This is a genomic window from Carnobacterium sp. FSL W8-0810, assembly GCF_038007125.1.
Classification (GTDB): Bacteria; Bacillota; Bacilli; order Lactobacillales; family Carnobacteriaceae; genus Carnobacterium_B; species Carnobacterium_B inhibens.
In genome coordinates, this window is record NZ_JBBOWO010000001.1 from 2,259,231 (window position 1) to 2,278,890 (window position 19,660).

The 19,660-nt window shown below is 35.3% G+C and carries 21 protein-coding genes; 1 reads left to right on the forward strand and 20 read right to left on the reverse strand.

What is annotated here, in order from left to right:
• Nucleotides 1-6 precede the first annotated feature (6 nt).
• From murD to dapG, 20 genes are all read right to left on the reverse strand, one after another.
• Nucleotides 7-1,395 (reverse strand): UDP-N-acetylmuramoyl-L-alanine--D-glutamate ligase, encoded by a 1,389-nt coding sequence (gene murD / locus NST49_RS10920; RefSeq protein WP_187948652.1) that lies wholly within the window; start codon nucleotides 1,393-1,395, stop codon nucleotides 7-9.
• A 67-nt stretch (nucleotides 1,396-1,462) separates the two neighbouring features.
• Nucleotides 1,463-2,428 (reverse strand): phospho-N-acetylmuramoyl-pentapeptide-transferase, encoded by a 966-nt coding sequence (gene mraY / locus NST49_RS10925; protein WP_341048559.1) that lies wholly within the window; start codon nucleotides 2,426-2,428, stop codon nucleotides 1,463-1,465.
• Nucleotides 2,429-2,440: 12 nt separating this feature from the next.
• The gene (locus tag NST49_RS10930; protein ID WP_187948654.1) at nucleotides 2,441-3,919 is read right to left on the reverse strand and encodes a UDP-N-acetylmuramoyl-L-alanyl-D-glutamate--2,6-diaminopimelate ligase; all 1,479 of its coding nucleotides are present in this window, start codon (nucleotides 3,917-3,919) and stop codon (nucleotides 2,441-2,443) included.
• A 15-nt stretch (nucleotides 3,920-3,934) separates the two neighbouring features.
• Nucleotides 3,935-5,989: a penicillin-binding transpeptidase domain-containing protein gene (locus NST49_RS10935; RefSeq protein ID WP_341048563.1), complete on the reverse strand. Its 2,055-nt coding sequence runs from the start codon at nucleotides 5,987-5,989 to the stop codon at nucleotides 3,935-3,937.
• Nucleotides 5,990-6,090: 101 nt separating this feature from the next.
• Complete coding sequence (gene ftsL / locus NST49_RS10940) at nucleotides 6,091-6,474, reverse strand: cell division protein FtsL (protein ID WP_023177381.1); 384 nt, start codon at nucleotides 6,472-6,474, stop codon at nucleotides 6,091-6,093.
• A gap of 31 nt (nucleotides 6,475-6,505) precedes the next feature.
• On the reverse strand, nucleotides 6,506-7,462 hold the full coding sequence (gene rsmH / locus NST49_RS10945) for a 16S rRNA (cytosine(1402)-N(4))-methyltransferase RsmH (RefSeq protein WP_341048566.1): 957 nt from the start codon (nucleotides 7,460-7,462) through the stop codon (nucleotides 6,506-6,508).
• Between the two features lie 79 nt (nucleotides 7,463-7,541).
• Entirely contained in the window at nucleotides 7,542-7,973 is a 432-nt protein-coding gene (gene mraZ, locus NST49_RS10950; RefSeq protein WP_023177379.1) for a division/cell wall cluster transcriptional repressor MraZ, read from the reverse strand.
• A 438-nt stretch (nucleotides 7,974-8,411) separates the two neighbouring features.
• Nucleotides 8,412-8,786 (reverse strand): DUF3397 domain-containing protein, encoded by a 375-nt coding sequence (locus NST49_RS10955; protein ID WP_023177377.1) that lies wholly within the window; start codon nucleotides 8,784-8,786, stop codon nucleotides 8,412-8,414.
• 180 nt (nucleotides 8,787-8,966) lie between these two features.
• On the reverse strand, nucleotides 8,967-9,146 hold the full coding sequence (rpmF, locus tag NST49_RS10960; protein ID WP_023177375.1) for a 50S ribosomal protein L32: 180 nt from the start codon (nucleotides 9,144-9,146) through the stop codon (nucleotides 8,967-8,969).
• A gap of 70 nt (nucleotides 9,147-9,216) precedes the next feature.
• A complete protein-coding gene (locus NST49_RS10965; RefSeq protein ID WP_034536408.1) occupies nucleotides 9,217-9,780 on the reverse strand; it encodes a YceD family protein in 564 nt (187 codons plus the stop codon).
• Nucleotides 9,781-9,906: 126 nt separating this feature from the next.
• The gene (locus tag NST49_RS10970; RefSeq protein WP_251166157.1) at nucleotides 9,907-11,094 is read right to left on the reverse strand and encodes a nucleotidyltransferase; all 1,188 of its coding nucleotides are present in this window, start codon (nucleotides 11,092-11,094) and stop codon (nucleotides 9,907-9,909) included.
• A gap of 15 nt (nucleotides 11,095-11,109) precedes the next feature.
• Complete coding sequence (recQ, locus tag NST49_RS10975; protein WP_201768287.1) at nucleotides 11,110-12,930, reverse strand: DNA helicase RecQ; 1,821 nt, start codon at nucleotides 12,928-12,930, stop codon at nucleotides 11,110-11,112.
• 47 nt (nucleotides 12,931-12,977) lie between these two features.
• Nucleotides 12,978-13,712, reverse strand: coding sequence for a class I SAM-dependent DNA methyltransferase (locus tag NST49_RS10980; protein WP_341048574.1), 735 nt, complete (start codon nucleotides 13,710-13,712; stop codon nucleotides 12,978-12,980).
• A 5-nt stretch (nucleotides 13,713-13,717) separates the two neighbouring features.
• A complete protein-coding gene (gene rsfS / locus NST49_RS10985) occupies nucleotides 13,718-14,074 on the reverse strand; it encodes a ribosome silencing factor (protein WP_023177370.1) in 357 nt (118 codons plus the stop codon).
• A gap of 10 nt (nucleotides 14,075-14,084) precedes the next feature.
• Complete coding sequence (yqeK, locus tag NST49_RS10990; protein ID WP_023177369.1) at nucleotides 14,085-14,693, reverse strand: bis(5'-nucleosyl)-tetraphosphatase (symmetrical) YqeK; 609 nt, start codon at nucleotides 14,691-14,693, stop codon at nucleotides 14,085-14,087.
• Entirely contained in the window at nucleotides 14,683-15,327 is a 645-nt protein-coding gene (locus NST49_RS10995; protein ID WP_285836225.1) for a nicotinate-nucleotide adenylyltransferase, read from the reverse strand. The genes yqeK and NST49_RS10995 overlap by 11 nt, the downstream gene beginning before the upstream one ends.
• 41 nt (nucleotides 15,328-15,368) lie before the next feature.
• Entirely contained in the window at nucleotides 15,369-15,683 is a 315-nt protein-coding gene (yhbY, locus tag NST49_RS11000; protein WP_251166158.1) for a ribosome assembly RNA-binding protein YhbY, read from the reverse strand.
• A gap of 50 nt (nucleotides 15,684-15,733) precedes the next feature.
• Nucleotides 15,734-16,867, reverse strand: coding sequence for a ribosome biogenesis GTPase YqeH (gene yqeH / locus NST49_RS11005; protein WP_023177366.1), 1,134 nt, complete (start codon nucleotides 16,865-16,867; stop codon nucleotides 15,734-15,736).
• On the reverse strand, nucleotides 16,845-17,390 hold the full coding sequence (locus NST49_RS11010; protein WP_034536403.1) for a YqeG family HAD IIIA-type phosphatase: 546 nt from the start codon (nucleotides 17,388-17,390) through the stop codon (nucleotides 16,845-16,847). Before NST49_RS11010 ends, yqeH begins: the two co-directional genes overlap by 23 nt.
• 176 nt (nucleotides 17,391-17,566) lie before the next feature.
• The gene (gene dapG, locus NST49_RS11015) at nucleotides 17,567-18,766 is read right to left on the reverse strand and encodes an aspartate kinase (RefSeq protein WP_023177364.1); all 1,200 of its coding nucleotides are present in this window, start codon (nucleotides 18,764-18,766) and stop codon (nucleotides 17,567-17,569) included.
• 241 nt (nucleotides 18,767-19,007) lie between these two features.
• On the opposite strand from dapG, the gene NST49_RS11020 reads away from it, so the two are divergent.
• Nucleotides 19,008-19,649, forward strand: coding sequence for a copper homeostasis protein CutC (locus NST49_RS11020; protein ID WP_341048583.1), 642 nt, complete (start codon nucleotides 19,008-19,010; stop codon nucleotides 19,647-19,649).
• Nucleotides 19,650-19,660 lie beyond the last annotated feature (11 nt).

Sequence of the window (19,660 nt, forward strand, 5' to 3'; positions counted from 1 at the left end):
AATGGCCTATTCCTCCTCTGCTGCTGTTACTTCTTCTGCTACTTGCTCTACGGAGTGAATAAAGGCATCTCCACGAACTTCAAAACTTCGGTATTGATCCCAGCTAGCACAAGCGGGAGATAACAAAATCACGTCATTTGGTTCACTTAATTCATAAGCTACTGGAACCGCTGCTTCGACATTTTGAACTGGAATAATTGTTTCTATCCCAGCTTTTTTGCCTGCTTCGCTTAACTTCATTGCTGTCTCCCCAAAAACAATCAGGGCTTTTACTTTATTGCTCATTGTTGGAATCAAATCATCAAAATCATTTCCACGATCTAATCCACCAGCTAATAAGATTATCGGCACATCAAAACCTTTTAAAGCATTTTCAGTTGCCAATGTATTGGTGGCTTTTGAATCATTGTAAAAACGTCTTTCTTCCAACTCCATTACAAATTGTGTACGGTGTTTTACACCCGCAAAATTTTCTAAACTATTTCGAATAACGCCATTCTCTTGATTCAATAACTTAGCCACTGCGATAGCTGCCATCGCATTTTCAACATTATGCTCACCAGGAACTAAAATAGTTTCTTTTGCCATAATAGGCTCTCGTTGGTAATAAATAACGCCATCTTGTAAATAAACACCATTTTCTAAAATTTCTTTTCTAGAGAATGGAATAATTTGAGCTTTGCTTTGTTTCGCTAGCTTTCTTAATTCGAGTTGGTCCCAATTTAATATGAGGTAATCTTTTTCTGTTTGGTTTTTAGTAATATTCATTTTAGCCGTTACATATTCATCTCTTGTACCATGGTAATCTAAATGAGCAGAGTAAATATTTGTTATCACTGCGATGTGTGGCTTTAATTCTGTAATTCCCATTAATTGGAAACTAGACAATTCCATAACGATTTCATCATCTGCTGTCGCTTTTTGAGCCACAAGACTTGCAGGCGTACCAATATTTCCAGCTACGTATGCATGGCCTTTTGAACGTCCCGCATTTAACAACTCAGCAATCATTGTCGTAGTAGTTGTTTTACCATTTGTACCTGTAATTCCAATAATCGTACTTTCAGCTACTTCATAAGCTAATTCAACTTCGGTGATGACGGGTATACCTTTTTCGATTGCTTTCACAATAATGGGATTGTTGTACATGATTCCTGGGTTTTTCACAACCCATTCAAAATCTTCATCTAATAATTCAACAGGATGACCTCCTGTGACAACTCGTATACCTGATTCTAACAACTCTTGTGCTTGAGGATTTTCATCAAAATTTTTGTAATCATTTACCGTTACTAAAGCACCTAGTGCGTGTAATAATTTAGCGGCATTTACTCCACTTAAAGCTAATCCTAGAACCAATACTTTTTTATGTTCATATCGTTTTATGTTTTTCATCTCTAAACCTCTTCTTCTTAAAATAAAGGATTTTTTATAAAACTTAATATCTTTTTACATTTCAGTATTATAGAACAATTAATAGACATAATATTGCAGCCACTAATCCAATGGCCCAGAAAGTTACTACAACACGCCATTCACTCCAACCACTCATTTCAAAGTGGTGATGAATTGGGCTCATTTTAAACACTCTTTTACCTCTCAACTTGAAAGAAGTAACTTGGATCATAACGCTGGCCGTTTCCATAACAAACACCAAACCAATCAATAGAAGTGACCACTCTTGATGTAATAAAATAGAAACAGCAGCCAATCCGCCGCCTAAAGCTAATGACCCAACATCACCCATGAATATTTTAGCTGGCTTTTTATTAAAAAAGAAAAAGCCAATCAATCCTCCGATTACAGTTAAACAAACAATTAAAATATCTGTCTGTTGTTGATTCCACGCAATAATCGCATATGCTCCATATGCAATACTTGCCGTTCCGGCTACTAGACCATCTAGCCCGTCTGTTAAGTTAACGGCATTTGAAAACCCAACCAACCAAAAAATAATGAACAATCCATAGAACCAACCAATGTCGATTGTACCTAAGAAATAAAGATTCAATTCTGTTGGAAGCCCATCATAAAGATACGCTGCAAAAAATAAAAGTCCTCCAAGTATTTGTCCAATTAATTTTTGTTTAGATGTCAATCCAAGGTTTCTCTTTTTAAATACTTTAATGAAGTCATCTAAGAATCCAAGCAATCCATATAAAACAAGAATAAATAAAGATAAGCCAATTCCTAAAGAAAAGACGTCCTGCCACAAGGCAACCCAAATAGTCGAAATAATAGCAGCTACTAAAAACACGACGCCTCCCATTGTAGGTGTTCCTGTTTTTACTTCATGCCACTTAGGCCCTTCATCTCTTGTTGTTTGGCCTAATTGTTTTGTTCTAAAAAATCCAATCACGATCGGCATTGCCATAATAGTTAAAGCAAAACTACTCACAATTGCAACTATCATTTCTGTCCATTGCATTATATTACGCTCCTATTTATCTTTGTTTTTTATTTTAATTGCTTTTTCAGCTTCTTCAACATCATCAAAATGATGTTTTTCAGTGCCGATGATTTGATAATCTTCATGACCTTTTCCTGCAATCAACACAATATCATTTGATTTGGCTTGTTGTATAGCTGCTTGGATAGCTTCTCTTCTATCCGGAATCAATTGATAAGTGTCTGCACTTAAACCTGAGACCATCTCTTTTAATATCTCAATAGGATCTTCTGTTCTTGGATTATCCGCTGTGAAAATGACCCTATCAGAGTTCTTTTGTGCAATATCAGCCATTATTGATCGTTTCGTGCGGTCGCGGTCTCCACCACAACCTACTACACAAAATACATTACCAACTTTAATTTCATTTACAGCATTTAAAACATTTAGCAACCCATCTGGTGTGTGTGCATAATCAACGATAACTGCAAAATCATGTTCACCTTTGACAATTTCAAAACGTCCTCTTACACCGCTTATTTCACTAATCGATTGAATAATAGAAGGCAAATCAAGACCCGCAGCATAGGCTCCAGCAATTGCTGCTAATGCATTTGATACATTGAATTTACCAACTAATTGTAATTGTACTTCGTAAACACGATTTTCAAAATTTAAATTAAAACGTGTTCCTTTGTTTGTGATACTTAAATCAGTAGCTTTAAAGTCAGCAGGTTGATCAATTCCATAAGAAAAAACAGTAGCAGCTGTTTTTTCTTCATAGCTTCTGCCGACTGGGTCATCAAAATTCAGGATAGCAAACTTAGGCTTGCCCTGTTCGTACCCATTTCCTAATTGTGAGAACAACAAGCTTTTCGCTTCAGCATATTTTTCCATCGTATGATGATATTCTAAATGATCTTGACTTAGGTTAGTAAAAATAGCAACGTCAAAATCCGTCCCCCATACTCTTCCTTGAACCAATGAATGTGAAGAGACTTCCATCGAGCAGGTTTTCACTTCACTTTTCCGCATTTCATTTAATGTTTTTTGAAGAGTAATACTATCTGGGGTCGTATTCTTTGTTTCAAACACTTTAGAACCAATACGGCGATACATCGTTCCGATAACTCCAGTTTTTTCTTTGTGATCATGGAATATATAATCCAAAAGATGAGTAACAGTCGTCTTTCCATTTGTACCGGTTACACCTATTACACGTAGATCTTGGCTAGGATAATCATAAAAAGCAGCTGCTAAATGAGCCATAGCCTTCATTGTGTTATTTACATATACAACTGGAACTGAAACCTCTATGGGTTCGCTTGCCACAATTAATACTGCTCCTTTTTGAACAGCTTCACTAGCCAATTCATGTCCATTCTTAACAGAACCAATAATACAAATAAAAAGTGAACCAGGTTCAACTTCTCTCGTATCTTGGGTAATGTTAGCTATTTCCAAATTATCGGAAAAATCCATTGAGTACTTTGTAGTTTTTAATGGTTTGATCAATTCAATTGCTTTCATTATTTTCACCTTTTTCTATTCTTGTGGAGTTTCTAATACTATAGTAATTTTATCTGCACCATGCATATTTGCATTTGGTTCTAGGCTTTGACTAACTACATACCCTTCACCCTCAAAAGTAAATTCCAATCCTGTAATTTCTGAAACCTTCAACACATCATTCTTTGACCACCCCATCATATCAGGCATAGTCATCGCACCATTCGTCATCAAAACGATGCGTTGATTTTCAATAGTTGTTTCGTTTGGTAACGGTAATTGCTGTACTATTGTATCACCATTTCCAACAACGGTCACATTTAACTGAGTATCTTCTAATGATTTTAAGGCTTCTTCTTTTGATATTCCAGTAGCTTTTGGCATTTCGACTGAATTAGCTTCAGCATCTTCTTCTTCACCTAAAGCTAAATATTCTAATGCCCGTTTCATAATAGGATGATAAATTTCTTTTACTACTCCACTACCCGTTGTACTTCCATCCTTAATTTTAGGCTGTTTCACGGTGATGTAGAGTATTAGTTTTGGATCGTCTGCCGGAACCATAGCTGCTACAGAATAAATATAATTTGTTCCACCACTATAATACTGTTTTGTTTCAGGATTGACAATTTCTGCAGTTCCAGTTTTTGCAGCAATTTCGTAACCATCAATTTGATAGCCTACTCCTGTACCATTTTTGTTATAAACGACTTCTTTTAAATACTCTAATGTTTGATCCGCTACCTCTTCACTTATAGGTTCCCCAACAACTTCCGGCTCAATGACGGTTTCTTCCCCTGTGTCGGAATCAACGATTTTACTAATAAATTGTGGTTTCATCATTTGCCCATCATTTGCTACAGCAGTAAAAGCCTGCAGCATTTGAAATGCAGTTACGGTTAACCCTTGTCCAAACGCTGTATTAGCTTGTTCTAGAGGATAGTTAAAAGCAACTGAACCTTTAGCTTCATTTGCTAAACCAGAATCAGTCGTTTGGCCAATTCCGAATGCATCCATATATTCTTTCCAAGTTTCTGGACTCATTTTTTCCATTAGGTTAGCAAATGCCACATTACTTGAACGCGCTAAACCTTCCAAGTAGGATATAGTACCCCAACCGTTTGGGTCGTGATCATGAATTGGTCCTCCTGAAACGTTTTTTACTCCTGATTTAAAGTACTCATTTGGATCAAAAACTCCTTCACTGACAGCAGCTGCCAAAGTGAGTATCTTCATTGTAGATCCTGGTTCATAGGTATTTTCTACCAATAAATTTTGCCACAATTGATCAATACCCTCTTTTGTAGTTCCATTAAATGTCGGTCTTTGAGATGTAGCAATAATCGCTCCAGTTTCAGGATTGATCAATGTTGCTGTTGCCATAGCTGGATCATATTTTTCATCAATTTCACTCATAACATTCTCCATGTAAACTTGCATGCGTTTATCTATAGTAAGATAAATGTCATCTCCGTTTACAGGCTCAGTTGTTTCTACTTTAGAGTTTGGGATAACATATCCAAAACTATCTTTTTGGTAAATTGTTTTTCCATCTGTACCTTTCAATATATCGTCATAAGCAAGCTCAATACCCATCATGCCTGTTAAGTCTGTGCTAGAAACATCCTCTTTTTCTCCTGAAGGTAATGCAGCATAACCGACTAAATGCGAAGCAAATATTCCATTAGGGTAAAGCCTTGTAGGTGTCTCTTCAAAAACAATACCCGGTAAATTTTCTTCTTCAATATCTTTTTTTGTATCATAGGATAGATTTTTTCCTGCTTCACCAAATTCAACTTGATCAAGATCTTCTTGATTTAATTTAATTAATATTTCTTCTTTGCTCATTGAAATATGTTTTTCTAATGCCTCAGCAGTTTTTTGTTTGTCAGTTACATGTTGAAGTTCCTCAGCATTAGACCATTTATCCGTTAAAACCGCTACTAAAGAATAAGAAGTAGCGTCCATAGCAACCGATTCCCCCCCAACATCGTATATGGTTCCTCGGTTTGCTTCTAGTACGCTACTTCTTGTGTATAAATTGTTTAGGTTTTGGGATAAATCTTCTCCGTTGACTTCACCTTTTACCATTATAAATGCAATCCGTCCCGCAAAAACGACTAGTAAAAGAATGGTGCCAAAAAATAAAAGTATGGCAACCTTTTTTCTGTTTTTTAGAGGATTTTTATTATTCATTTTATAACATTCCTAACATTTTCTTCATTCATTTCTAGGCCGAATTTATTTGCTATTTCATATACACGATCATATCGAGATAATTCTTGAACTTCTTGTTTCAAATTATCATTGACAGTCGTTGACTCGGCAATAGATGTTGTTGTGTCTTGCAATGTACGGTTGGTACTAGCAATCGTAATCTCTAACGAAATACTGACAGCGATTAAAGCAAATAAAACAATTAAGACAGAACTAATAAGTAGTTTCTCACCTTTTGTGATGCCTATTCTTTTAGTTAAAGGAGTATGTATTTTTTCCTTTTTAGGAGTAGGAGCTACCTGCGGCTGAAAAGGCACTTCGATTTCAATATTTCTAGCTAGGTTACTTTCTAATGGCATATTCTAATACTTCCTTCCTGTCTTCTACTATTTAAATTAGTTTATTTTGTTTTTCTGCAATTCGTAATTTGGCACTTCTTGAGCGATTGTTTACTTCTAATTCTTCTTCTGAAGGTAAAATTGGCTTTCTAGTAATCAATTTTAATTCCGGTAGAAATTCTTCTGGAATAACTGGTAAACCACGTGGCAATTCAGGACCTTTGGAGTGATCTTTAAAAATAGACTTAACAATTCGATCTTCAAGTGAATGAAAAGAAATCACGCTGATACGACCACCTATTGCTAACAAATCAATAGCTTGTTCCAAGGAATCTTCAACAGATGACAATTCATCATTCACTGCAATACGTACGGCTTGGAAAACGCGTTTCGCAGGATGTCCGCCTTTTCTTCTTGCTGGTGCAGGTATACCTGCTTTAATTAATTCTACTAACTCATTAGTTGTTTCTATTGGCTTGATTTCTCTTGCCGCTTCAATTTTACGAGCAATTTGTTTTGAAAACTTTTCTTCACCATAACGATAAAAAATTCTTATTAGATCTTGGTATGACCATTCATTGATCACTTCTTTAGCTGTCAGGGGAGCATCAGTATCCATTCGCATATCTAAAGGTGCATCTTGATGATAACTAAAACCTCGTTCTGCTTCGTCTAATTGCGGAGAAGAAACACCTAAATCGTATAAAATACCATCTACTTCATTTATACCAAGATTTGTTAATTCTTCTTTAATATGACGGAAATTTGATTTGATAAAGGTAACCATACCTTTATCAACATACTGAGCCAATCGAACTTTTGCATTTTCAATTGCACGTTCATCTTGGTCAAAAGCAAATAAATGCCCGTTTCCATTCAATTGTGATAATAAATATTCACTGTGACCGGCTCCGCCTAGAGTGCAATCAACATAAATGCCCTCTGGAGATAACGACAGCCCATCGACTGTTTCTCGCAATAAAACTGTTTCATGATTAAATGCTGTCATTTTTTCGCCTACCTTACTCCATATTTTTCATTCTAAATTTCACATTTATTTATATTACCGTTGGACTTTTTTTGAAAAATTAAAATCCAAAATCAATCATCTCTTCAGCAATACTATCAAACATTTCTTCAGCATCTTGGGAAACTTGGTTCCAACTTGCATCACTCCAAATTTCTATTCGTTCTGAAACCCCTATAACATAGCAAACTTTTTCTAATTTAGCGTGGTCTCTTAATGTTTGTGGAATATTGATTCTTCCTTGTTTGTCTAATTCACATTCAACTGCCGCTGAGTAAAAGAACCTTGTAAAAGCACGAGCTTCTTTTTTTGCTAAAGGGAGTTGTTTTAATTTTTCTTCGAGAGCAGTCCATGATTCTTGGGGATAACCAAACAAACATCCGTCTAATCCGCGAGTAAGTATAAATTTCTCACCTAAATCAGATCGAAATTTTGATGGCATAATCAAACGACCTTTTGCATCAATATTGTGCTTGTGTTCACCCATTAACATAGCTGTCTCACCCCAAACTCCAATTAGATATTTTCAGTCTACCACAATGCCCCACTTTCCTCCACAATTATTCAAAAAAAGGCATAAATATTTTCATTAGAATCTTTTTTATTTTTCAAACCCCTTACATTTCAATTCTAGAGGGTTTCCTTGTGGTGGGGGTTCCCACTAATTTAAACATTTACAAAAAAAGAGGTTGAGACCAAAGTCTCAACCTCTATGCTATTTCCTTCTGCTTATTCTAAAATGTGTTCCAAAAACCAGACTCGACCATGTCCCTTCACGAATGTTGTTCGATGGATAAGGACCATGTTGAGATTAGTTACTCCGTTTTTCTTAACTCTAACAGTTTTTGTCTCTTTAGGGATAGGATTATACGCTAGAAGATTCGGGTCTAAACGTTTGTTGTTTCCCTTCCCGTTTAAAAAGTAAATATGACTAGGTTAAAAAGATATTGGCCAAGACTAAACCATAGTAAGTAAAGATCGAACTGATAAAGACAAATCGCCAATACATTTTAAAAAAGCTTTTATACAAAATTTCTCCTTTTTTTACTGCTGTCCATACTAAAAGGATAATTCCCAAACTAAAAATAAAAATTAAAAAATAGGGAATCAACGAAAATTCATACGTTAACATACTAAGAATATGAATACCTATAATCAAAAATGGAATCATTAAATCTGGCAATTTTATTGTTGATTGTTGTCTTTTAAAATGATTTCGTATGCTCTTACTAAAGAATAACAATAGTATAAGCGGTAAACAATATAATATCACTTTCCCTATCATCAAGGAAGTTCCGGACTCCATTTCATCCCACCTTTTAAATATATATATACTTATTTTCAGATTTTCTAAACGATTCTTTTTAAATTTAACGTACTTTTTTGTTTTTGTACACTTTATTTTTTTGTCACAAAACAAAAAACCCTTATTGAGCCATGGTCTCAATAAGGGTTTTAAATTATCTCATGATAATTTCGCAAAAAATTAAGCTTCTTTGCTGACTACTTCTTTACCATCGTAATGTCCACATGATGCACAAACGTGATGGCTTTTTTTCAATTCACCACAGTTAGGGCATGCGTTCATACCTGGCACTTCTAATTTAAAATGCGTACGACGTCTGTTTTTCTTAGCTTTTGATGTTCTTCTTGCTGGTACTGCCATTCTACTACACCTCCTTAAAAAATTGCTTTTCTATACAAATTCATGTTAGAAAATAGCACTTATTCTATACTTAACCTTGAGTGTCAGATTCATCTTTAAACAAATCTTTCAACCCAGCAAAACGCGGATCCTCAGTTTCTGATTTTTCTGTTTCTAAATTCGAACTATATTCGTCTTCAGAGATAACAGCCCAATCATTTCCACTAGGCATGTCTTGCCCTTCTTGTTCCTCTTGCGTAAATACTTGCAAAGGAAGATTTAACAAAACTGAGTCCGTAATAGCATCAGTAAGATCGATCATATCTTTATCTAAAAGAATGACTGTTTCTTCCTCATTATCTATTGTAGGTCCAGGAGTAACAGAAGGTGGAATATAAATTTCATCTATTCCAACTGTCATAGGGAATAAAACTGGTTTTAGTGATCTTGCAGAGGGTAGTGTCACAGTTAATGAAACAACCATATGAAGCAAGATTTCCTTTTCATGAACAATGAGCGTTCCTTCTAAATCAATTGGAGAAACATCCAATAATTCTTTTTCTCGATTCATCATTGTCTTTTTCAAGTCAACAGTTTCAGAGAAAACTAACGGTTCATTGCGGTATTTTTGCAATTCGTTTAATGACCATTTCATTTTACATCACTCCTAAAGCAACAAAGATTATTATACTAGTGAATGAATCCTTTGTCAATGTATTTTACCTTACAGGTCTTCCTTATAAGAACTTGTTTTCATATGCATTTTCAAAAAAAATATATTTTATTTTACTGGCTGACGATAGTAATCTTGTTCTTTTATTAAACCCATTTGCCCCATTTGATAAATCTTACCTGCTTTTATATCAGTTGTCCACAAACTTTTATTTTTTTTAGTTACATTAGTGATCAATGGTAAAGTAAACTCTTTTTTCTTTTCTTTCAAGTAATTTCTTCCAGAAGGACTAAAACCTAACAAGTGAATGGCTCGCGGTTTTTTTATTTCCTCAACCATTTCGTCTTTTTTTAATTGTAATAAGATATATACACATAAACGCTGCAATTTAACCCAAGATACCCTTTTATTTTTCACCAATGAAATAAACTGTTCAAAACTTTCTGCCTCATGTACATATTCTTTTAATCGATATTCTATGCCTTCAGTTACCTGGTATATCGTACGCAATTCTTCAAGAGATTGTACTTCTATTTGATATTTTAAATAAGACCAATAATTTTCCCAACTAACTAGCGGTTTAGAGGTTACTAGTTTAAAACTGCTATCTGGCATGCTTAGTTTCAATTCTTCAAGTGCAGCATTATTCAACTGATTGCCAACTAATTTTTTTCGAATAGCTGTAGCACTTGAAAAATTCTGTTCCATCAATTCTTCATTATGATAATCAGATCCGACTCTTGTCGTCGTATAGAGTTCCATCGGATTTTTATGGCGCAGATTTTCCCTAGCATAAGCCAGCCCCAAGATATTATTCGGGGTAGAAAGAGAGAAAGTTTGATGAGGTGTAAGTTCTTCCAGAGTTTGAGCCATTTGAGTAGCATACGTCTGTCCTGAATTTTTATTTTCTTTGAATCGCTGATCAATCATAGCTTCATTTTGATTTAGGAAATGAGCCATCTGTTGATAGTCTTTACTGTCACCAGATTCTGAACCAAAGCAAATAGCGTCACATCCTAAAGCATGTAATAAACAAACTGATCCTTTAGCAAAATAATCTGCTGGTTGCGCACTAAATGAAACTGGCAATTCGATGACTAAATCTGCCCCAGCTGCTAAAGCCATTTGTGTTCTAGCCCATTTATCTACAATGGCTGGTTCACCTCGTTGCAGGAAGTTCCCACTCATAACAGCAATGACTACTTCAGCGCCAGATAATTCTCTTGTTTTTTCTAGATGATACACGTGTCCGTTGTGCAAGGGATTATATTCTACAACTACACCACAACTTTTCATAGTAAAGCCCTCTCTTTAACTGGTTACTTTAGTTTGTCTTAAAAATGTTAAAAAAGCTTCGCCATACTTCTCTAATTTATTTTCACCCACACCTTTTACTTTTAACATTTCTGTTTCAGTTTGAGGCATAAGGACACACATCTGATGCAATGTTTCATCTGAAAAAATAACATAGGGTGGCACTTTTTGCTCAGTAGCAAATGTGCGTCTCAGTTCTCTTAATTGATCAAACAAAGCATCGTCTACTGCTACTTTTTGCGCCACTTTTGCTTGTTTTCTAGTGACTGTCATTTCCCCTTTTAATACTGTAACAGCTTTTTCTGTTAATTTTAAAATAGGGTACTGGCCATCAGTAGGAGCTAAGAATTTTTCTGCCGTTAAATAATCAATTAGCTGTGTCACTTCTTTTTGAGGGACACCTTTCATTAATCCATAGGTTGATAGTTCTTCGAAATGCCATTGAGTGACCTTTTTATCTTTAGATCCGGTTAGAACTTTCATGATAAGTGATTTTCCATAGGTTTCACCCATTCGTTTCACACAAGACAACACTTTTTGGGTTTCTAATGTAATATCAATCGCTTCACGATCGTCTAGACAATTGCTGCATCTGCCACAATCGTTGCATTGATCTCCAAAATATTCAACAATATAACGTTGCAAACATACTTGTGTCGAACCGTATTGTGCCATCTCTCTTAATTTTCGATATTCTTGATTCTTCAATTCTTCCATTAACTCTGATTGGTCAATAAAAAATTTTTGAATCTGCATATCTTGAGGAGAAAATAATAAAATAGCATCACTTGGCAATCCATCTCGACCCGCACGGCCTGCTTCTTGATAATATGCCTCAATATTTTTGGGAATTTGATAATGAATCACAAATCGGACATTACTTTTATCGATACCCATTCCAAATGCATTTGTCGCTACCATTACCGTAACTTCATCATAAAGAAATTTTTCTTGCCAATCGTTTCGTTCATCTTCCCTCAGCCCGCCATGGTATTTTCCAGCTTTAATCTTTTTGGCGTTCAATAATTCATAAATACGTTCCACTTCTTTTCGGGTACTAGCATAAACGATTCCCGATTGCCCTTTATTTACTGTTAAATAATCCAGTAAAAAGCGATTTCGTTCTTGTCCTTTCACCACTTGAAAGGCTAAATTATCACGCTCAAATCCCGTTTTCACACGATTATCCGGATCAATATCCAACAACTGCAATATATCATTCGAAACAATTGGAGTCGCTGTAGCAGTCAAAGCTAATACAACAGGGCGATAATCCAATTGTTGAATAGACTCGCCTAAAGATAAATAACTTGGTCTGAAGTCGTGACCCCACTGAGAAATACAATGCGCTTCATCGATAGCTATCATTGAAATGGTTATTGCATGCATCAAATAAAAAATTTCTTCTGTTTGGAATCTTTCCGGAGCAACATAGATTAATTTATACTCACCATTTACGGCTTTTTTTAAACGTGCATTCATCTCGACAGCTGTTAGTGTACTATTTAAATAAGTAGCGGGTATCCCTAATTCTGTTAAGGCATCAACTTGATCTTTCATTAGCGATATAAGAGGCGATACTACTATGGTCACCCCTTCGAAAACTAGAGAAGGAATCTGGTAACAAAGAGATTTCCCACCACCTGTAGGCATAATAGCTAATGTATCTTTTCCTTGCAGGACCTTTTCAATAACTTCTTTTTGTCCCGTTTTAAATTCGGTAAACCCGTACGTTTCTTGCAATACTTGATAAGCCTGTGTTAACAAAGTACCTCTCCTTTCTTGAGGAATCGTTATGTAAAAAAACAGAAAAATCATAGTTGATTTTTCTGTTTTTCATTAAAAAAGTTTCATTCATAAACGATTTATTTGGTACAAACAAAAAACCAACGAGGGCTTTCATTTGTTATTTCTGCATCTCCAAAATCCGCACTTACTTCAATTGAAGAAAAACCGGCTTTAGAGAGCATATTTTTATATTGTTCTAATGGATATGTTCGTTCATTATGTGTTTCATCATAACGCATATAGTTGTCTGACTCTTCACCATACACAAAGAAAGTTAGATCATGTTCAACAGAATGTTCTTTCTCACCTGCATAGCTTGTCCATAAGAAACTGATGTCTTCAGATTGATCATTAAACATATAGCCTGGAAAGACAGTATCCGTTTGATAAATAGAATGAACATCGAATAAAAATTTCCCGCCATCTGTTAATACATTATAGACCTGTTGAAAAACTTTATATACCGCTTCTTCATCAGGCATATAACAAAGTGAATCTGAAAAACAAGTTACAGCTTCAAATTGTCCGATTTCAGAAAGATCCATCATATCTGCCTCAATTAAAGGAAGGGCTACTTCTTCTTTCCTAGCACGTTCATAAGCCAGGCTCAACATATTTTCAGATAGATCTAATCCCGTTACATCATACCCTCTTTTAGACAGCGCTACAGCTAAAGCTCCAGTTCCACAAGCAAGTTCCAGTAATTTTGGACTCTTATTTTGAAATTGACTGTCTACAAATTCTCCCCAACGGTCATAAAGTGTTTCATCCATAATTGCATCATATACTTGTGCAAAAACTTGATAACTCATCTTTCTTAAACCATATTTGTGATGTCTACCAAAGGAGCATCACTCCATAATTTTTCAAGATTATAAAACGAACGTTCAGAATAGTGGAATACATGTACAATCACTTCTCCAAGGTCAATTAATAACCATTTAGATGATTCACGTCCTTCAACTCTTCTTACATCCATTCCAGCTTTTTCAGCTTGATCGATGATTTCTTCAGAAATAGCTTTGACTTGTTTTTCACTGTTCCCATGCATCACAATAAAGCAATCTGCTAAAATAGAGATTTTGCTCACATCCATTGCAATAATGTCCTCTGCTCTCTTATCATCTGCTGCTTTTACAACTAATTCTACTAATTTCATGCTTTCGTTTTCCATATTGTTCCTCCTAAGGATTTGCTACCCATTTATTATAAGTAGCAATTGTTTTTGGATAAATTCTTCTATTTTTTTCAATCAAATAGTACAATGTTTGTTTTGTTTCGTAACCAACAGCTGCTTGTAAATCGTCTGCAGCAAGGGTACGGACTTGTTCTACACCGGGAAAATCTCTGCCAGGTTCTATATAATCGGCAACATAAATCACTTGCTCCAATAAAGACATCTTTTCTGCACCAACAGTATGATGTTTGATTGCATTTAAAATATCTAGATTTGAAATACCTAACTCACGCTCTACTAAAAGAGCTCCTAAAGGGCCATGCCAAATATTGCTCCCATAATCAAGCCACTCTAAATCAAGCTTTTCATGGGAAATCAACTCTCGCATTTCTTTATCGCTGCGTTCTTTAGCATAATCATGCGTTAGAGCTGCAATACTGGCTTTCTCAATAGATACACCGTAACTTTCAGCCAGTTGAACAGCAGCTTGCTCTACACCTAATACATGTTGGAATCTTTTCGAACTTATTTGGCTTTGAACAGCTTCGATCAATTCATTTCTAGTTAAGGATACGTATTTTTTTGAATAGACGATTTGATTTATATTAGTTGTCATCAAGATACAACCCTTCTTGACGGATATACTTTAATGTCTTTTCAGGAATCAAATAATTTACCGGACAGTTCATTTTCAAGTTTTTCCTTAATAGAGTTGAGCTGATGTCCATTGAAGGAACGTCTACCCAAATAATGGGATAAGGACTAAAAACTGGGTAACCTGGACGATTAACACCAACAAACTCCACGAGTTGAGCCAGTTCATCAATTTTGTACCATTTAGGCAAATATTCAACCATATCCCCACCAATAATAAAGTAGTACTCTGTATCTGGATTTTCTTCCTTCAGTTTTACTATTGTATCATAGGTGTAACTTTTCCCACCGCGTTCAATTTCTGCTTTCTCAACATTAAAATAGTCATTATCCTCAGTAGCCAATTCTACCATTCGAAGACGATGAGCAGCATCGATCGCTTTTTTTTCATCTTGATGCGGAGGATTTGCACTTGGCATAAAATAAATTTTCTCTAACCCGAGTTGATGGCAAACTTGATCGGCGATAATTAAATGACCAATATGTGGAGGGTTAAAGGTCCCACCCAGGATGCCCACTCTTCTCTTTGGTTGAATATCCAATTCGATTTCAGTTAATACTTGTGTCTTATTAGTAGAAAAAGATTGCCTTTTCAAGCTAATCACCTTTCTTCATGAAAATAGTATAGATCAAACGTTTATTTTGTTCTTGGTATTTCAGTAGAAACACGTCGATATTTTTCTTGAGTAGATGGCTTAAATAGTATGATTACACGACCAATTATTTGAACAGCATCACAACCGATTTCTTTTTCAAGAACCGCTGCTACTTCTTCAGCTACTTCATCTGTATTTTGCAATAAACCAACTTTGATTAATTCTCTTTTTTCTAAAGCTTCACTAATTTGTACGATAACTTCTTTATTTAAACCATTTTTTCCTATTTGAAAAATGGGATTTAAATGATGTGCTTTACTTCTTAAAAAACGTTTTTGTTTACCAGTTAATTTCATTCTATTCACTCCATTAAGACCTTAACGATCTTTTCTACTTTATTTTCTAGTTATATCAAAGATTTTCGAATCAGAACATCGATTCCTTTAGGAGCCCATCCTGCTACGATACATCCCGGTTCATTTACCGTTACCCAGCCAAGACCTGCAAAAACAATATCCGCTTTTTCTTTAACAGAAAATTCAAAACGAACTAATTCGGGGAAACCTTCAACTTCGTCTTCACGAGGTGGTTGTAATAATTTACCTACTTGTTTTTGGTATAATTCATCTGCTTTTTCTAATTTTGTACGGTGAATATGCAAATCATTCGAAGTAAAACATGTAAAGGAATGTCTGCCGCCTTTTAAGTAATCAAAACGTGCTACTCCGCCAAAGAATAATGTTTGTCCTTCATTCAATTGATAAACTACTGGTTTAATCTCTTTTTTAGGCGCAATCAATTTTAAATCTTTATCGCCTAAAACATGAGCCATTTGATGACGATGGATAATACCCGGTGTATCAATCAAGAATTTTCCATCATCTAATGGAATTTCTATGCGGTCCAACGTTGTTCCTGGGAATTGAGAAGTTGTAATCAAGTCTTGCACACCAGCTGTAGATTTAATAATTTGATTGATTAATGTTGATTTTCCAACATTAGTCACACCTACTACAAAAACATTACGCCCTTTACGGTGTTTTTCAATAGCATCCAATAAAATTTCCATTTCAGCTGGTTTCATTGCGCTTGTCAATAAAACATCATCTGGTCGTAATCCTTCTTCATGAGCACGTTCACGCAACCATTGGGTCATTTTGCCGCGTTTTAGTGATTTAGGAAGCAAATCTACTTTATTTCCTACAAGCAGTACTGGATTATTTCCAACAAAACGGTGCAATCCAGGTATCAAACTACCATTGAAATCAAAAATATCAATAACGTTAACAATTAAGGCGTCTTCAGAACCTAGTTCATTAAGTAATCTTAAAAAGTCATCGTCAGTTAATTGAACGTCTTGTATCTCATTATAATGGCGTAATCTAAAACAACGTTGGCAATATACTTCGCCTTTTTCTAGTCCTTTTTCTAAGGCTGAAGCTGGAGTATAGCCTAAAGCTTCTTTGTTCGTTGTTTGTATAATGGCTCCGCAACCAATACAACGAATTTCTTCCTCATTATTTAATTCTTTTGTCGTCATTTATTGACTTCCTCCATCTCATTGTTGGATCTTTTTTAATCATATAGTTCATTATATGCAATTCCATAAAACGATTAAATCGAGTATTCCAAGCGTCAGTATCCAATATCGGTTTTACTAATACATTACGGATCCCCGCTAGGTTTGCTCCCCAAATATCAGTCATGATTTGATCTCCTACCATGATGATCTCATCACTGGACAAATTCAATTTTTTACTTGCTCTTTTAAATCCAACTGTTGTGGGTTTTAAAGCTCTAGAAACATAATCTAAATGTAATACCTTAGCTACACGTTCAACACGCACTGCCTTGTTATTAGATAGAATCACGACAGGTATTCCTGCTTCTTCCATCACATTGATCCATTCAATTAGTTCTTGGGTTCCATCTGGATTGTTCCAAGCAATCAAAGTATTGTCTAAGTCGGTTAAGACAGCTTTTATGTTTTGAGCTTTTAACTGCTCTGGTGTGATATGGTAAATAGCTTCTACCATCCATGTCGGCTTAAATATATTCAACATTTTTTCTCCCTACTCACTAAAAGAGGAGTACCTCTTACAGTACTCCTCTAGTCTACTATTTACTTAATTATACGCCAAAATAACAAAAAAACAATCTTTAGCAAGCTTTTTTAGGCTAATTCTCATATGATAGACTTATTTAAGCCTTTAATAGAATTGACTGGCTCTTGTTCCAATTAATTGGATTGTAAAAAAACTTCATGCAATTCCGTTAACGCTTCTTTTAAATCTTTTTCTTCAATCAGGATCCAAATAGTTGTATAGCTGTCAGCAGATTGATAAATTGGAATGTTTAATTTTGCCATTGCGGTAACAATTTTAGCTGTTACTCCAGGAACACCTGTAATACCAGCACCTACTATAGCTACCTTCGCACAGTTCTCATGAGTGGCGTAACTAATCTTTTGTTCATTTAATAGTTCTTTCGCTTTTTCAGAAATAGTTTGCGGAAGGGTAAAAACTATTTTCCCAGGAAATATGTTAATGAAATCTAAACTAAAACCTGATTGAGCTAAAAGATTAAATAAGGATTCTTGCAATTCTTTGGTGGTTTCAATTGTAAATTGCACGAGATGTGGCACATGTGCAATTCCTGTTACCAAGCGTTGTGGATCGCTTTGCATTTTTGTATTTGTAATAAGTGTCCCCGTATCGGTTACTGATTGGTAAGTAGAACGAATGCGAATAGGAATACCCGCTTGTTGTGCAATTTCAACTGCTTTAGGATCAATAACTTTTGCTCCTTCGTGTGCCATGTTGCTCACTTCATTGTAACTCACGACTTTTAAAAACTGTGCCTTTTCAACTAATCGAGGATCAGCAGTCATCATGCCAGATACATCTGTAAAGATGTCGATACACGCTGCTTTAAAAGCACCACCTAATAAAGCAGCAGTCGTATCGCTGCCTCCGCGTCCAATGGTTGTCACATGCCCATTATCGCTTACTCCTTGGAATCCTGCTACTACTACAACATCATTTATTTTCAAATATTCATAAATGGCAGAAGTATCGACATCTTGAACTTTCGCTTGCCCAAAATCTTCATTCGTTCGAATACCTGCACTTTGGCCTGTTAAACCTACTGCGTGAATACCATTTTTTTTCAACTGGTTTGTAAATACAGCAGTTGATATTGTTTCGCCAACTGATAACAACATATCACGTTCTCTTAAATCTAAATAGCTCTTTTCTCCATCAATTAAAGATAAGAGCGAATCGGTTGCGTAAGGATCGCCCATTCTTCCGATTGCTGATACAACAACGATTACTTTATATCCAGATGAAATAGCATGTTTGATATGTTTTTCTGCAGATAAACGGCTTTCTTCATCTTTTACTGATGTGCCGCCAAATTTTTGAACTAAAATTTTCATTTTACTACCATCCTTTAAACCTACTTGGCTGTAAAAAATTATTACTGTCAAGTTATCTTTAATTTTTCATTAGTATTCCTGCTTTATTATAGCGAAGACAATCCTTAGATTCAATTTATCTTACAAATTTCATAGAACTATTTAGTTATTTTTTTGCTATACTACTATTGATTAGCCTATTTAGAAAAAAACTAAGGATTTGTACTTTGCTTATAAACCTTTAAAAAAGGAGTTTACAATTATGTATTTAAAAGAAGTATGTTTAGAAAATTATAGTTCTATCCCTAAAGCAATTGCAAAAGGGGCCACTAGAATAGAATTATGCGATTATTTAAGTAGTGGTGGAACAACAGTCAGCAAAGGTGTTATGCATGAAGCAGCAGATTATTGTGCAGAAAAAATGATACCTTTAATGGCTATCATCCGCCCTCGATCTGGTAATTTTGTCTATAATGACAGTGAATTAAAAATCATGGGCTACGATCTTATAGAAGCACGTAATTTAGGTTTAGATGGAGTCGTATTCGGCTGCTTAACAAAGGACAATTGGATTGACGAGGATGCAATGGAACAATTATTAGAAGAAGCTTATGGCTTACAAGTAACTTTCCACATGGCATTTGATGCTATTCCAGTTGAAAAGCAATTTGAAGCTATCAATTGGTTAGCTGATCGTGGTGTGCAAAGAATCTTAACTCATGGTGGAAATTCGCATGTTCCAATCGAAGAAACGTTGCCCCATCTAAAAAAACTAGTAGACTATGCAAAAGATCGAATTCTTATTCTCCCAGGTGGAGGAATAACCAATGAAAATGCTGCTGACATTCAGCAATACCTTGGTGTAACAGAACTGCACGGATCAAAACTAGTCGGCGAGCTTTAAAAATTTACTCG